Genomic DNA, 15,886 nt, shown 5'->3' on the forward strand with positions numbered 1-15,886 from the left:
CTGTAGCTGTCATTTATGTCAGGGATTTATTTTTATTATTAACCCAAGTTAAAAGAGTGATGTTTCTGAAAAGGTTTGGATACATTTTTTATTATGCCCTGATAAGGAAGATACAAATATTTAGGAGCCAAGAAAAACATGAATATTACAGAGCTTAATTCTGAACTTTTTAGCAAAGACCTGACAAGATTTTTAAATGAGCCTGAATCAAAAGGTAGTCCAAGCTTTAAGAACAGAACCATTAAAATTGTGGTTGCTACCCGGCAGTTCATGAGCAATAGCATTTCAAAGAGGGGGTATGGTGATATTGCATCCGGGGTAAGGGTGTTAGGTTATGTCAGGAAACTCTTTCCTGAAGCAACTTGCTCATTTGTCTTTGAACACCATGCCGCTGACATTGATGAGCTGAATCGATTAAGATCCATTGCCACTTTTGACGACGTTAAAACCTTCATTCTGGATGGTCACCGTCGACAAATATTCCGGCCACCTGAACAGCAGCAGTTAGCCGCAATGCATCAGGAAGAGGAAGTTTATCAATTGCTGCATGAGGCCGATTTTATCTTGCATGGCCCGAGTGGTTTGATAGCGCCGTTGGCAAACAGCCATGGTGAATTTGCCAGAAAGACTTTGGGTGTTAGTGAATATGAAGTCAAAAGCGGAGAATACAGTAATACGGGCCGTCATGGAATAGAAGAGATTGATATGGGCATTAGCTGTCAGCGTTTATACCTGATGGAAAATACATACCCTGACACTGTATTCAAGGACGATTTACTGCGTAAGTATTGCGCTAATCCACTGAGCAAAAACAGTGATGGGAATGACCAGAGCGTATTTTATTTTGTCTATTGTCATAATGAATATTTTCTTGCTCATGCGCTAAGAGTTGTGGTGCTGATGGAAGGAGACAACGACAGAGATGTGGTGTTAGTCAGCTCTCGGCAGCTTAATCCGGGCCACGTCAGCGAGTATTTCCCTGAACAGAAGCCGGACTTTTTTCCCTATAAGTCTGTTAAGGTATTTAAAATCAACAGTGATGATAAAAAAGATGTGATCATGACTTTCCAAAATCCCGGTGGTCAGCAGGAAAAAAATGTACATATTATTACCCCTGGTCGAATAGTAAATAGTGACTTTGATCTTTTACAACAAGGTTCTGTAATCAATTGGAGTTCCGGTGATATCAGCCTCTCCGATGTTCTTGCCAAAGGAAAAATCCCAATCGTTGATAAATATAAAAAATGGACTCTATTTAAGGGAATGGTGAAGGCAATGAAAAAATTTTGTGCAATTCCGGGAAATGAGCAATATGAACCTTTGATGGAACCTTGGAAAACGGCTAGTGCTAACTTAGGTGATCACACCACAGGTTCTCTCACGCACAACCCGGAAAAGAGAGTCTCATTGCAACAACTGCTTGGCTCGCAATGGCAAGCGTTCGAACGTGACTTCACGAATTGGTTAAAAATGAACAATCAAACCGAATCATTTATCCGGGAAGAAGCAGAAGCGATTATGCGGAAAACCTTCTTTGCTGAAAAACGACGACGATTCCAGCAATGACAGTTCACTCTCGCCAACACCTCAGCAACCTCAGCGAAAGCACCTGCGGATTTCAGTGCAGGCAGGGAGTGACTGTCTATGAGAAAAGTAAATCTTCAATTGCTGGTTGCCGTGAGTTTACACTCAAAAATAAATCAGCAGATCCAGTCGATTCCGACCAACAGATGCTCTGTAAAACAGTTTGTTTTCTTCTAATAAAGCAACTGCTTTCAAGAATAATGCATTACCTTCTTCAACACCCTTTTCAAGATCCATATAGGCATCTATATACTGCTGTTTAATATTTCTGAGGTATTCAAGGGCATGACTATCCACATAGCTGATACGGGCATTATAGCCTTTAACATTCTGTTTTTTCTTAACTCGCATTTTCTCTTTCGCTGTATTGTAAATAACCTCTGCCAGATTAAGAACCACAGTATCATAGTCGTGCCTCAAGGTCAGTTTGAACTCCCCGGGTTCCTGATAGAGTGTATCCAGGTGCACGGAAGCTGACATCGGATTAATGCCTTTGGCTAGCAGATAATCATGATATCCTTCATACATTGTGTACCTTCTGATTGACTGCTCATCAGCGAAATCACGCAACCAACGGATATTATCACCTGTCAGAAAGCAGCTTCGATGATAGGAAGCGGTTTCCAGAATATCGTCCAAAGCCCAGGGAAAAGCTTCCACGACTTCGCGAACAATCTCTAATGCAGGGCGGCGACGGACGGGTAAAGTGTCATAGTAATGATCAAGGTCAATCAAAGCGACCTTGTATTGAGTATTGCCATTGTTATCCACTGTTTGAAAAGGAGGAATATTATCGTAACGAATACGCTCTCCTGTCAGCATTCCATTAATGGTAAAGTCAGGAATTTCCCTCATGCAGGCCAGCGCCGTCAGATCCTTAATAGCATCACCATAACCTTTGCGGTTCAGACTGAACTCCATATAGTGTGAAAAACTGTCTGTTGGTACATTGACCCGCTCTGTAAGCAACATCGCCTCACCACCTACGATCACTGGGAGCATTTGTGGAACAAACAGGTGTTTCAGGCCAAAAGCCTCAAAAAATGACCAGGCAGAGACCACTCGATCTAAATTTCCCCGGTCGATTTTCAGGATATAACCAGGGTACTCATCAATGGAGTAAATGGGGCCGCGCCCGCCAGTCAGACGCCTGACTTTTTGATAGTTAACAGCTTCTGGCCTTGAGTTTAATTCCGCAAGCACACCATAAATACTTGGTTCAGAACTGGCAATAGCACTTGAAACAAAGCAGAACAGCGAGCCGACCAGATATTTTCTTATACCGGTTGGTTTCGATGTCTTTTTCATTTTTTCTACCTCGAAGGTTGGATAATTTCAGGAGATAATTTCAGGACACGCAGATTAGACATGGCAGAAAAGAAAATGTTCCCGGGAATGTGCGGTATTTTTAATTTACCGGAACTGCATCCCGTTCATAAATACGGGCATTCAGGTAAAAAATATTAACAGGCGACTTGAAAGCCTGAGGGGATGCAAATATTTTTGCGATCTTAATGAAAAAATACCTTTCTATCATTTTCACGAATCAGGACTTATTGTCAGTTTCGCTGGCCTTAATGTTATGAACCTCTATTATAAAACCGACTCCAACTCCATCAGCATTGAACAAATTTTGATTACCCTTTCTGAGCAAGGATTAAAACTGACTCAGGAGCTTTGGAGGAGCCCGATATGAACCCTTTAAACATCAATGTCGGCAATGACAGATCAACACCTCAGCAACCTCAGCGGGAGGAAACAACTGCAGGTTTCAGTGTCGGCAGGGAAGTGACTGTCTATGAGAAAAGTAAATCTCCATTCTTTGATCTGCCCGATTTAGAAAAGTCCCTGATTTTTCGCTATTTGGGTCTTCGCGAGATTACCCGTTTAAAAAGGGTATGCAAATATTTTCACGATCTTGTTGAAAATAATAAAACACTGGAAAGAGCATGGATTCGCCAGTTTTCTTCACCCTTCCAATCGCAACTAAAGACCATCGTCAGGACAAAAGGTGAGCAACAACTTCGTAATTGGTTGCAGGTATTTGCGGATATGAGCACGGTCGAGTCACTCATAGAACAACAAAAGAATATTTATTTTCCTGCTCAGTTATTTTTCATCAACTGTAAACTGATGTCTCAATGTGAAACATTCAAGTTGGTGGAAAAAATCGAAATTACCCATGATGAAAAAGTCCAGACAGTCAACTTCAGCCACGATGAACGCCATCTGGCAACCGCCAGTGACGATAAAACAGCGAAAATCTACCACCAGAAAACCGATGGATCATGGGAACCAAAAGCCGTCATTTCCCATAAGGGTGTTGTCGCCTCAACCAAATTCAGCCCCGATGACCGCCATATGGTAACCGTCAGTTACGATAAAACAGCGAAAATCTATCGTCTGGGAGACGATGGATCCTGGCAACAAAAAACCACCGTTGGCCATTATGGCTGGAGCTATTCAGTCAACTTCAGTCCCGATGGCCAACATCTGGTAACCACCAGTGACGATAACACAGCGACAATCTATGGCCTGTACGAAGATGAACAATGGGAAGTAAAAAACACTATTTCCCATAAAGTAATGATCGTTTCAGCCACCTTCAGCGCTGATGGGTGCAATCTGGTGACCGTCAGTGTGGATAGCGTGAAAATCAGTAGTCAGTTGGACGATGGCTCATGGGCAGTAGAGGGCGCTATTCATGAAAGATATATCGCTTCGGCCAGGCTCAGCTGCGATGGCCGTCATCTGGTGATCTCCGGTTTAGATGCAGGTGTAAAAATCTATGGTCAGGGGGCCACTGGATCATGGGTAAAAAAAGCCACTTTTAGTCACAGGGGCCTGATCAACTCTACCAGCTTCAGCGCCGACAGCTGCCATCTGGTAACCGCCAGTACTGATCGCACGGCGAAAATCTGTCACCTGCAGGACGATGGATCATGGCAAGAAATAACCAGGATTCATCATGATAGTGAGGTCTTCGCAGCCAACTTCAGCGCCGATTGCCGCCATGTGGTGACCGCCAGTAAAGATAACACGGCGAAAATCTATAGCCTGCAGGACGATGGGTCATGGAAAGAGCAAGCCTGTATTACCCACAAAGGGGCGGTCAACTCAGCTAACTTCAGTGCCGATTGCCTCCATATGGTGACTGCCAGTGATGACAACATGGTGAAAATCAGTGGCCTGCAACTCGATGGATCATGGCGGGAAAAAGCCACCATTGAGCACAACAATAAAGTTACCTCAGCCAGTTTCAGCACCGATAGCCGAAATCTGGTGACCGTCACTAAAGATAACAAGGTGAGAATCACTGAACTGCGAAAGAAGGATTGATGATCGAATCATTCCACTGACCTCACTCTTTTGAACTTCCATTATAAAACCGGGTCAAACAGATCGAATCAATTTTAAATGCCCTTTCCAGGCAGAGATAAATAGCGACTCTGGAGCTTAAGAGAAATCAGGCATGGACCCAATAAACAGCAATGCCAGCATTGACAATCCACTCTCGCCAAAACCTGAGCAACCTCAGCTAGAGGAAGCAGCATCAGGTTTCAGTGCAGGTAAGGAAGTGACTGTCTACGAGGAAAGTCAAAGTTCATTCCTGAATTTACCGGAAATAACGCAGCGTATAATTATTCGCTATCTGGGCTTTCGCGAGATTACCCGTTTAAAACAGGTGTGCAAACATTTTCGCGATCTGGTTGAAAACGATAAAACTCAGGAAAGAGCCTGGTATCGCCAGTTTCCTTCACCCTACCAATATCAGCCAAAGACCATTATCAAGACAAAAGATGAGCGACAACTCCGTGATTGGTTGAAGCCGTTTGCGGATAGTGACACTGTTGAGTCACTCTTAAAACAACAAAAAAGTATTTACTTTCCTGCTCAGTTACTTTTTATCAACAGCAAGCTGATGTCTCAATGTGAAAGATTTGAGGTAGTGGAAAAAATCGAAATTATCCATTTAAGACAAGTCAGAATGGTCAATTTCAGCCCCGATGATCGCCACCTGGCAACCGCCAGTAACGATAAAAAAGCGAAAATTTATGCTCAGCAAGACAATGGATCATGGGAACAAGTAGCCACCATTTTCCATCGGGACAAGGTCCTTGCAGCCAAATTCAGCCCCGATGGCCGCCATCTGGTAACCATGAGTTACGATAACATAGCGGGAATCTTTTGCCTGCCCGACGACGGATCATGGGAAGAAAAAACCATCATTCCCCATTGTGGCTTTGGCAATACAGTCAACTTCAGTCCCGATGGCCGACATCTGATAACCATGAGTGATAGTGACACAGCAAAAATCTATGGTCTGAACGAAGACGGACAATGGGAAATAAAAAACACCATTTCCCATGATTGGATGATCTTTTCAGCCACCTTCAGCGCTGATGGATACAATCTGGTGACCTTCGATGGGGCTAGTGTAAAAATCTCCAGTCAGGTGGATGATGGCTCATGGGTAGTAAAAGACACTGTTTACGAAGGAAAAATCACTTCGGCCAAGCTCAGCTCCAATGGCCATCATCTGGTGATCTCTAATGTAGATGAAGTTGTGAAAATCTATGGTAAGGGGTCCGCTGGATCATGGGTAAAAAAAGGCACTCTCCGGCACAAGAGACTAGTCAACTTTGCCGACTTCAGCACCGACAGCTGCCATCTGGTAACCGTCGGTTTAGATCGCACGGTGAAAATCTGTCACCTGCAGGACGATGGATCATGGAAAGAAATAACCAGGATTTGTCATGACGGTCGGGTCTTCTCAGCCAACTTCAGCGCCGATTGCCACCATGTGGTGACCGCCAGTGAAGATAACACGGCCAAAATCTACAGCCTGCAGGACGATGGATCATGGAAAGAACGAGCCTGTATTACCCACAAGGGGGCGGTCAACTCAGCCAACTTCAGCGCCGATGACCTTCATGTGGTCACCGCCAGTGAAGATAACACGGCCAAAATCATTGGCCTGCAGGCCGGTGGATTCTGGCTGGAAAAAGTCATTATTCAACATGATTGTGCAGTCACCTCAGCCATCTTCAGCGCCGATAGCCGACATGTGGTGACCGTCACTGAAGATAACAAGGTGAGAATCACTGCACTGCGAAAGAAGGATTGATGACCGAATCATTCCACTGACCACACTCTTTTGAACTTCCATTATAAAACCGGGTCAAACAGCTCGAATCAATTTCGAATACCCTTTCCAGGCTGGGATAAGTAATGACTTCGGAGATAAAAAGAAATCAGGCATGAACCCATTGAACAGCAATGCCAGGATTGAAAATTCACTCTCGCCAACACCTGAGCAACCGCAGCAGCAGGAGGAAGCAGCAACAGGTTTCAGTGCAGCCAGGGAAGTGACTGTCTACGAGAAAAGTCAAAGTTCATTCCTGAATTTACCCGAATTAACACAGCGTATAATTATTCGCTATCTGGGCTTTCGCGAGATTACCCGTTTAAAAAAGGTATGCAAATATCTTCGCGATCTTGTTGAAAATGATAAGTCTCAGGAAAGAGCCTGGTATCGCCAGTTTCCTTCACCCTACCAATATCAGCCAAAGACCATCGTAAGGACAAAATATGAGCAACAACTCCGCAATTGGTTGAAGCCATTTGTGGACAGGGGCACTGTCGAGTCACTCCTGAAACAACAAAAAAGTATTTACTTTCCTGCTCAGTTACTTTTCATCAACAGTAAACTGATGTCTCAATGTAAAAAATTCAAGTTAGTGGATAAAGCCGAAATCCTCCACAGAGACAGAGTCAAAACGGCCACCTTCAGCCCCGATGGTCGCCATCTGATAACTGCCAGTTTTGATAAAACAGTGAAAATCTATGTTCAGAAGGACGATGGATCATGGCAACCGAAAGTCGCCATTTCCCATGATCATAGTGTCCTCTTCGCCAACGTCAGCCGCGATGGCCGCCATCTGGTGACCGCCAATGTCGATAGAACAGCAAGAATCTATGGTCTGGAGGACGATGGATCGTCGAAAATAAAAGCCACCATTACCCATGCTCGCCGAGTCAATTCAGCCAACTTCAGCGCCGACGGCCGTCATCTGGTCACCAACAGTCACGATAGAACAGCGAAAATCTATGGTCTGGAGGAGGATGGATCATGGGAAATAAAAACTACCGTTACCCATACTTGCTGGGTCCTTCCAGCCAACTTCACTGCTGATGGCCGCCATCTGGTGACCGTCAGCAGGGATCATAAGGTGAAAATCCTTAGTCAGGGGGACGATGGATCATGGGAAGTAGAGGACACTATTCGTGAAAGATCTATCATTTGGGCCAGGCTCAGCCCCGATGGCCGTCATCTGGTAATCTTCGTTAAACATTTTGTTCTAAAAATCTATGGTCAGGGGGCTGCTGGACCATGGGTAGAAAAAAACACCCTTCAATACGAGAACTTTGCCTCTGTCAAATTCAGTGCCGATAGCCGCCACCTGGCAACCGCCGGTTGGGACGGCAAAGTGAAAATCTGTAACCTGCAGGACGATGGATCATGGCAAGAAATAGCCACAATGGTTCATGACGATCCCGTCTATTTAGCCACTTTCAGCGCCGATGGCCGCCATCTGGTCACCGCAAGCGATGATAACACGGCGAAAATCTGTAACCTGCAGGCTGATGGATCATGGAAAGAAATGACCACAATTGTTCACGATGATTCTGTCCACTCAGCCACATTCAGCCCCGATAGTCTCCATGTGGTGACTGCCAGTGATGATAACACGGCCAAAATCATTGGCCTGCAAGCGGGTGGATCATGGCGGGTAAAAGCCATCATTCAACATAATAATCCAGTCACCTCAGCCATCTTCAGCGCCGATAGCCGACATGTGGTGACCGTCAGTGACGATCACAAGGTGAGAATCACTGAACTATGGAAGAACGATTGATGACCGAATCATTCCGCTGGCCTTGCTATTTTGAACTACCATCATGAAACCGGGTCAAACAGATCAAATCAATTTCGAATGTCCTTTCCAGACAGGGATAAGTGCTGACTTTGGAGCTTAGGAGAAATCAGGCATGGACCCAATAGACAGCAATGCCAGCATTGACAATTCATTCCTGCCAACACTTGGGCAACCTCAGCTGGAGCAAGCACCAACAGGTTTCAGTGCAGGTAAGGAAGTGACTGTCTACGAGGAAAGTCAAAGTTCGTTCCTGAATTTACCGGAAATAACGCAGCGTATAATTATTCGCTATCTGGGCTTTCGCGAGATTACCCGTTTAAAACAGGTGTGCAAACAGCTTCGCGATCTTGTTGAAAACGATAAATCTCAGGAAAGAGCCTGGTATCGCCAGATTCCTCCACCCTGGCAATTTCAACTAAAGGCCATCCTCAGGGCAAAAGACGAGCAGCAACTCCGTAATTGGTTGGAGCCGTTTGCGGACAGGGGCACTGTCGAGTCACTCATAAAACAACAAAAGAGTCTTTATTTTCCTGCTCAGTTACTTTTCATCAACAGTAAACTGATGTCTCAATGTGAGAGATTCAAGTTAGTGGATAAAGCCGAAATCTCCCATAGATTCCAACTCATGATGCCCACCTTCAGCCCCGATGGCCGCCATCTGGTGACTGCCAGTTATGATAGAACAGTGAAAATCTACGTTCAAAAAGACGATGGATCATGGCAACCCAAAGTCGCCATTTCCCATGATCACGGCTTCCTCTTGGCCAGGGTCAGCTCCGATGGCCGCCATCTGGTGACCGTCAATGTCGATAAAACTTTAACAATCTATGGTCTGGAGGACGATGGAACATCGAATGTAAAAGCCACCTTTACCAATACTCGCGAGATCAATACAGCCACCTTCAGTGCCGATGGCCGTCATCTGGTCACCGCCAGTAAGGATAAAACAGCGAAAATCTATGGTCTGGAGGAGGATGGATCATGGGAAATAAAAGCCACCATTCCCCATAAGTACTGGGTCCTTTCAGCCACCTTCAGTGCTGATGGCCGTCATCTGGTGGCCATCGGCTGGGATAATAAGATAAAGATCCTTAGTCAGGTTAACGATGGATCATGGGAACTAGAGGACACTATTCATGCAGGTCGTCCAAGTTATGCAATATCTATCATTACGGCCAAGCTCAGCCCCGATGGCCGTCATCTGATGATCTTATATGTAAAATTTGTTCTAAAAATCTATGGTCAGGGGGCTGCTGGATCATGGGTAGAAAAACTCAGCCTTCAACACGGATGTAGCATCACTTGTTCCATTTTCAGTGCCGATAGCTGTCACCTGGCAACCGCCAGTTCTGATCGCACAGTGAAAATCTGTAACCTGCAGGACGATGGATCATGGCAAGAAATAACCACATTGGTTCATGACGATTCTGTCCGCTCAGCCACATTCAGCGCCGATAGCCACCATCTGATCACCGCCAGCAATGATAATACGGCGAAAATCTGTAACCTGCAGGCCGATGGATCATGGAAAGAAACAGCCACAATTGTTCATGACGACTCTGTCCGCTCAGCCACATTCAGCAACGATGGTCTCCATCTGATCACCACCAGCGATGATAACACGGCGAAAATCAGTGGCCTGCAAGCAGGTGGATCATGGCGGGTAAAAGCCATCATTCCACATAATAATGCAGTCACCTCAGCCATCTTCAGCGCCGATAGCCGACATGTGGTGACCGTCAGTAACGATGGCAAAATAAGAATCACTGAACTATGTAAGAACGATTGATGACCGAATCATTCCGCTGACCTCACTCTTTTGAACTTCCATTACAAAACCGGGTCTAACAGATCAAATCAATTTCGAATGTCCTTTCCAGACAGGGATAAGTACTGACTTTGAAGCTTAGGAGAAATCAGGAATGGACCCAATAGACAGCAATGCCAGCATTGACAATTCACTCTTGCCAACACTTGGGCAACCTCAGCCGGAGGAAGCACCAACAGGTTTCAGTGCAGGTAAGGAAGTGACTGTCTGTGAGGAAAGTCAAAGTTCATTCCTGAATTTACCGGAAACAACGCAGCGTATAATTATTCGCTATCTGGGCTTTCGCGAGATTACCCGTTTAAAACAGGTGTGCAAACAGCTTCGCGATCTTGTTGAAAACGATAAAACTCAGGAAAGAGCCTGGTATCGCCAGATTCCTTCACCCTGGCAATTTCAACTAAAGGCCATCCTCAGGGCAAAAGACGAGCAGCAACTCCGTAATTGGTTGGAACCGTTTGCGGACAGAGGCACTGTCGAGTCACTCATAAAACAACAAAAGAGTCTTTATTTTCCTGCTCAGTTACTTTTCATCAACAGTAAACTGATGTCTCAATGTGAGAGATTCAAGTTAGTGGAAAAAGCCGAAATCTCCCATAGATCCCAAGTCATGATGCCCACCTTCAGCCCCGATGGCCGCCATCTGGTGACTGCCAGTTTCGATAAAACAGTGAAAATCTACGTTCAAAAAGACGATGGATCATGGCAACCCAAAGTCGCCATTTCCCATGATCACAGCTTCCTCTTGGCCAGGGTCAGCTCCGATGGCCGCCATCTGGTGACCGTCAATGTCGATAAAACTTTAACAATCTATGGTCTGGAGGACGATGGAACATCGAATGTAAAAGCCACCTTTACCAATACTCGCCAGATCAATACAGCCACCTTCAGTGCCGATGGCCGTCATCTGGTCACCGCCAGTAAGGACAAAACAGCGAAAATCTATGGTCTGGAGGAGGATGGATCATGGGCAATAAAAGCCACCATTCCTCATACTCACTATGTCCTTTCAGCCACCTTCAGTGCTGATGGCCGTCATCTGGTGGCCATCGGCTGGGATAATAAGATAAAGATCCTTAGTCAGGTTAACGATGGATCATGGGAAATAGAGGACACTATTCATGCAGGTCGTCCAAGTCATGCAATATCTACCATTACGGCCAAGCTCAGCCCCGATGGCCGTCATCTGATGATCTTATATGTAAATTTTGTTCTAAAAATCTATGGTCAGGGGGCTGCTGGATCATGGGTAGAAAAACTCAGCCTCAAACACAGATGTAGCATCACTTGTTCCATTTTCAGTGCCGATAGCTGTCACCTGGCAACCGCCAGTTTTGATCGCACAGTGAAAATCTGTAACCTGCAGGACGATGGATCATGGCAAGAAATAACCACATTGGTTCATGACGATTCTGTCCGCTCAGCCAGATTCAGCGCCGATAGCCACCATCTGATCACCGCCAGCAATGATAACACGGCGAAAATCTGTAACCTGCAGGCCGATGGATCATGGAAAGAAACAGCCACAATTGTTCATGACGACTCTGTCCGCTCAGCCACATTCAGCAACGATGGTCTCCATGTTGTGACCACCAGCTGTGATAAAACGGCAAAAATCAGTGGCCTGCAACGGGGTGGATCATGGCGGGTAAAGGCCATCATTCAACATAATATTGAAGTCATCTCAGCCATCTTCAGCGCCGATAGCCGACATGTGGTGACCGTCACTAACGATCGCAAAATGAGAATCACTGAACTATGGAAGAACGCGCGTAGCCTTAGCTACGCAACCAGAGTTGGAACGCAGAAGGATGGAAAAAGTCGCCGTCCAGAATATGCGAAACCAACTGGTTAGGTACTTATAGCTCACTCTTTTGAACTTCTATTATAAAACCGGGTCAAACAGATCGAATCAATTTCGAATGCCCTTTCCAGACAGGGATAAGTAGTGACTTTGGAGCTAAAGGGAAATCAGGCATGGACCCAGTAAACAGAAACGCCAGCATTGACAATGCACTCTCACCAACACCTGAGCAACCTCAGCTGGAGGAAGCACCAACAGGTTTCAGTGCAGGTAAGGAAGTGACTGTCTGTGAGGAAAATCAAAGTTCATTCCTGAATTTACCGGAAATAACACAGCGTATAATTATTCGCTATCTGGGCTTTCGCGAGATTACCCGTTTAAAGCAGGTGTGCAAACAGCTTCGCGATCTTGTTGAAGATGATAAAGCTCAGGAAAGAGCCTGGTATCGCCAGATTCCTTCGCCGTACCAATTTCAACTAAAGTCCATCCTCAGGGCAAAAGACGAGCAGCAACTCCGTAATTGGTTGGAACCGTTTGCGGACAGAGGCACTGTCGAGTCACTCATAAAACAACAAAAGAGTCTTTATTTTCCTGCTCAGTTACTTTTCATCAACAGTAAACTGATGTCTCAATGTAAAAAATTCAAGTTAGTGGATAAAGCCGAAATCCCCTATAGAGACAAAGTCAAGACGGCCACCTTCAGCCCCAATGACCACCATCTGGTGACCACCGGTCACGATCACTTCTACCAGATGGGCGACCGTCGCGATAGAACAGTGAAAATCTATGTTCAGAAAGACGATGGATCATGGGAACCAAAAGTCGCCATTTCCCATGATCCTGGTGTCCTCTCTGCCAACGTCAGCCGCGATTGCCGCCATCTGGTGACCGTCAATGTCGATAGAACAGCAAGAATCTATGGTCTGGAAGACGATGGAACATCGAAAATAACAGCCACCACTACCCACACTTGCAAGATCAATACAGCCACCTTCAGCGACGATGGCCGTCTTCTGGTCACCGCCAGTAACGATAAAACAGCGAAAATCTATGGTCTGGAGGAGGATGGATCATGGGAAATAAAAACCACCATTACCCATACTATCCCGGTCCTTTCAGCCTCCTTCAGTGCTGATAGCCGCCATGCGGTGACCACCGGAAGTGATGAGGTGAAAATCCTTAGCCAGGGGGACGATGGATCATGGGAAGTAGAGGACACTATTCATCAAAAATTTATCACATCGGCCAATCTCAGCCCCAATGGCCGTCATCTGGTGATCTTCGGTGAAGATACAGTTCAAAAAATCTATGTTCAGGGGGCTGCTGGATCATGGGTAGAAAAAAACACCCGTGTCTACAGTACCATCGCCTCTGCCAAATTCAGTGCCGACAGCTGCCACCTGGCGACCGCCGGCGGGGATGGCAGAGTAAAAATCTTTAGCCTCCAAGACGATGGATCATGGAAGAAAATAGTCACAATTGATCATGACCAATATGTTATCTCAGCCACCTTCAGCGCCGATAGCCGCCATCTGGTCACCGCCAGTCATGATAACACGGCGAAAATCTGTAACCTGCAGGCCGATGGATCATGGCAAGAAATAGCCACAATTGTTCATGACGATATTGTCAACTCAGCCACATTCAGCACCGATGGCCTCCACGTTGTGACCACCAGTGATGACGACACAGCGAAAATCAGTGGCCTGCAACCGGGTGGATCATGGCTGGAAAAAGCCATCATTCAACACGATTATGCAGTCACCTCAGCAAACTTCAGCGCCGATAGCCGACATTTGGTGACCGTCAGTGACGATGACAAGGTGAGAATCACTGAACTATGGAAGAACAATTGATGATCGAATGAGCCTATTGAACTTCCATTATAAAACCGGGTCAAACAGATCGAATCAATTTCGAATGCCCTTTCCAGGCAGGGATAAGTAGTGACTTTGGAGCTAAAGGGAAATCAGGCATGGACCCAGTAAACAGAAACGCCAGTATTGACTATTCACTCTTGCCAACACCTGAGCAACCTCAGCTGGAGCAAGCACCAACAGGTTTCAGTGCAGGTAAGGAAGTGACTGTCTACGAGAAAAGTCAAAGTTCATTCCTGAATTTACCCGAATTAACACAGCGTAAAATTATTCGCTACCTGACTTTTCGCGAGATTACCCGTTTAAAAAAGGTATGCAAATATCTTCGCGATCTTGTTGAAAACAATAAAGCTCTGGAAAGAGCCTGGTATCGCCAGTTCCCTTCACCCTACCAATATCAGCCAAAGACCATTGTCAGGACAAAAGATGAGCAGCAACTCCGTAATTGGTTGAAGCCGTTTGCCGACAGGGTCACTGTCGAGTCACTTTTAAAACAACGAAAGAGTATTTATTTTCCTGCTCAGTTAATTTTCACTAACAGTAAACGGATGTCTCAGTGTGAAAAATTTAAGTTCGTGGATAAAACCGAAATTAACCACGCAGGAAAAGTCAAGACGGCCACTTTCAGCCCTGATGACCGTCATCTGGTGACTGCCAGTGCCGATAAAACAGCGAAAATTTATGCTCAGCAAGACGATGGATCATGGCAATCAAAAACCACCATTACTCATGATAATTGGCTCATCTCAGCCAACTTCAGCGCCGATGGCCGCCACCTGATGACCGCCAGTGCCGATAAAACAGTGAAAGTGTATATTCAGGAGGACGATGGATCATGGGAATTAAAAACCACCATTACCCATAATAATTGGGTCATTTCAGCCAACTTCAGCGCCGATGGCCGCCATCTGCTAACCGCCAGTCACAATAAAACAGCAAAGATCTATGGTCTGGAGGACGATGGATCATGGAAAGTAAAAGCCACCATTTCCCATGATAAATTGATTCATTTGGCCAACTTCAGTGCTGAGGGCCGCCATGTGGTGACCGTCAGTGGCGATAGAACGGTGAAGACCCATAGTCAGTGGGACGATAGCTCATGGAAACTGGAGGACACTGTTCATGAACGTTATGTCACTTCGGCCAAGCTCAGTCCCGATGGCCGACATCTGGTGATCCTCGGTGTAGATTACACGCTAAAAATTTATGCCCGGGGGGCCGCTGGATCATGGGTAAAAAAAGCGCCCCTGCAACACAAGAGCACAATCACCTCTGTCAACTTCAGCACCGATAGCTGCCATCTGGTGACCACCAGTTTAGATCGCACGGCAAAAATCTGTGACCTGCAAGCCGATGGATCATGGCAAGAAATAACCAGGATTCATCATGATGGTGCGGTCTGGGCAGCCAACTTCAGCGCTGATGGCCGCCATCTGGTGACCGCCAGTGCTGATAACACGGCGAAAATCTATAGCCACAAGCTCAATGCATCATGGGAAGAAAAAGCCTGCATTCACCACAACGGGGCGGTCAACTCTGCCAACTTCAGCGCCGATTGCCTTCATGTAGTAACCACCAGCGATGATAACACGGCGAAAATCAGCGGCCTGCAGGTTGCTGGATCATGGCGGGAAAAAGCCATCATTCCTCACAACGGGGAGGTTGTCTCAGCCAGCTTCAGCGCCGATGCCCGAACTGTGATGACCGTTTCCAGAGATAACAAAGCAAGAATCACTGAACTACAGAAGAATGATTGGTGATTGATTGTTTCACTGACCTTAATGTTATGAACTTCCATTACAAAATCGACTCTAACTGCAACAGAATCTAATCAAGCTTGAATGCCTTCTTCAAG

The 15,886-nt window shown here is 45.9% G+C and carries 9 protein-coding genes; 8 read left to right on the forward strand and 1 reads right to left on the reverse strand.

Annotation, left to right across the window (positions count from 1 at the left end; genetic code table 11):
- Nucleotides 1-138: 138 nt before the first annotated feature.
- Nucleotides 139-1,566, forward strand: coding sequence for a hypothetical protein (locus tag ACOMHB_RS00160; RefSeq protein WP_448215016.1), 1,428 nt, complete (start codon nt 139-141; stop codon nt 1,564-1,566).
- Nucleotides 1,567-1,689: 123 nt separating this feature from the next.
- On the opposite strand, the gene ACOMHB_RS00165 is transcribed toward ACOMHB_RS00160, so the two are convergent.
- Nucleotides 1,690-2,892: a hypothetical protein gene (locus ACOMHB_RS00165; RefSeq protein ID WP_448215017.1), complete on the reverse strand. Its 1,203-nt coding sequence runs from the start codon at nt 2,890-2,892 to the stop codon at nt 1,690-1,692.
- A 384-nt stretch (nt 2,893-3,276) separates the two neighbouring features.
- On the opposite strand from ACOMHB_RS00165, the gene ACOMHB_RS00170 reads away from it, so the two are divergent.
- The 7 genes from ACOMHB_RS00170 to ACOMHB_RS00200 all read left to right on the forward strand — a co-directional run bounded on the left by ACOMHB_RS00170 (nt 3,277) and on the right by ACOMHB_RS00200 (nt 15,791).
- Nucleotides 3,277-4,923 (forward strand): F-box/WD repeat-containing protein, encoded by a 1,647-nt coding sequence (locus tag ACOMHB_RS00170; RefSeq protein ID WP_448215018.1) that lies wholly within the window; start codon nt 3,277-3,279, stop codon nt 4,921-4,923.
- Nucleotides 4,924-5,056: 133 nt separating this feature from the next.
- Complete coding sequence (locus ACOMHB_RS00175; RefSeq protein WP_448215019.1) at nt 5,057-6,712, forward strand: F-box/WD repeat-containing protein; 1,656 nt, start codon at nt 5,057-5,059, stop codon at nt 6,710-6,712.
- Nucleotides 6,713-6,845: 133 nt separating this feature from the next.
- A complete protein-coding gene (locus ACOMHB_RS00180; RefSeq protein WP_448215020.1) occupies nt 6,846-8,504 on the forward strand; it encodes an F-box/WD repeat-containing protein in 1,659 nt (552 codons plus the stop codon).
- 133 nt (nt 8,505-8,637) lie between these two features.
- Complete coding sequence (locus tag ACOMHB_RS00185; RefSeq protein ID WP_448215021.1) at nt 8,638-10,314, forward strand: F-box/WD repeat-containing protein; 1,677 nt, start codon at nt 8,638-8,640, stop codon at nt 10,312-10,314.
- A gap of 133 nt (nt 10,315-10,447) precedes the next feature.
- Nucleotides 10,448-12,205 (forward strand): F-box/WD repeat-containing protein, encoded by a 1,758-nt coding sequence (locus tag ACOMHB_RS00190; RefSeq protein WP_448215022.1) that lies wholly within the window; start codon nt 10,448-10,450, stop codon nt 12,203-12,205.
- 122 nt (nt 12,206-12,327) lie between these two features.
- Nucleotides 12,328-14,010: an F-box/WD repeat-containing protein gene (locus ACOMHB_RS00195; protein ID WP_448215023.1), complete on the forward strand. Its 1,683-nt coding sequence runs from the start codon at nt 12,328-12,330 to the stop codon at nt 14,008-14,010.
- Nucleotides 14,011-14,129: 119 nt separating this feature from the next.
- The gene (locus ACOMHB_RS00200; RefSeq protein ID WP_448215024.1) at nt 14,130-15,791 is read left to right on the forward strand and encodes an F-box/WD repeat-containing protein; all 1,662 of its coding nucleotides are present in this window, start codon (nt 14,130-14,132) and stop codon (nt 15,789-15,791) included.
- Nucleotides 15,792-15,886: the final 95 nt, after the last annotated feature.

It is taken from the genome of Endozoicomonas sp. 2B-B (assembly GCF_053470045.1).

Excerpts from the sequence above, each read along its gene's own strand:
- ACOMHB_RS00180 (WP_448215020.1), top strand. The coding sequence starts at position 6,846 with ATGAACCCATTGAACAGCAATGCCAGGATTGAAAATTCACTCTCGCCA.
- ACOMHB_RS00190 (WP_448215022.1), top strand. The coding sequence starts at position 10,448 with ATGGACCCAATAGACAGCAATGCCAGCATTGACAATTCACTCTTGCCA.
- ACOMHB_RS00200 (WP_448215024.1), top strand. The coding sequence starts at position 14,130 with ATGGACCCAGTAAACAGAAACGCCAGTATTGACTATTCACTCTTGCCA.
- ACOMHB_RS00195 (WP_448215023.1), top strand. The coding sequence starts at position 12,328 with ATGGACCCAGTAAACAGAAACGCCAGCATTGACAATGCACTCTCACCA.
- ACOMHB_RS00175 (WP_448215019.1), top strand. The coding sequence starts at position 5,057 with ATGGACCCAATAAACAGCAATGCCAGCATTGACAATCCACTCTCGCCA.
- ACOMHB_RS00170 (WP_448215018.1), top strand. The coding sequence starts at position 3,277 with ATGAACCCTTTAAACATCAATGTCGGCAATGACAGATCAACACCTCAG.
- ACOMHB_RS00185 (WP_448215021.1), top strand. The coding sequence starts at position 8,638 with ATGGACCCAATAGACAGCAATGCCAGCATTGACAATTCATTCCTGCCA.
- ACOMHB_RS00160 (WP_448215016.1), top strand. The coding sequence starts at position 139 with ATGAATATTACAGAGCTTAATTCTGAACTTTTTAGCAAAGACCTGACA.
- ACOMHB_RS00165 (WP_448215017.1), bottom strand. The coding sequence starts at position 2,892 with ATGAAAAAGACATCGAAACCAACCGGTATAAGAAAATATCTGGTCGGC.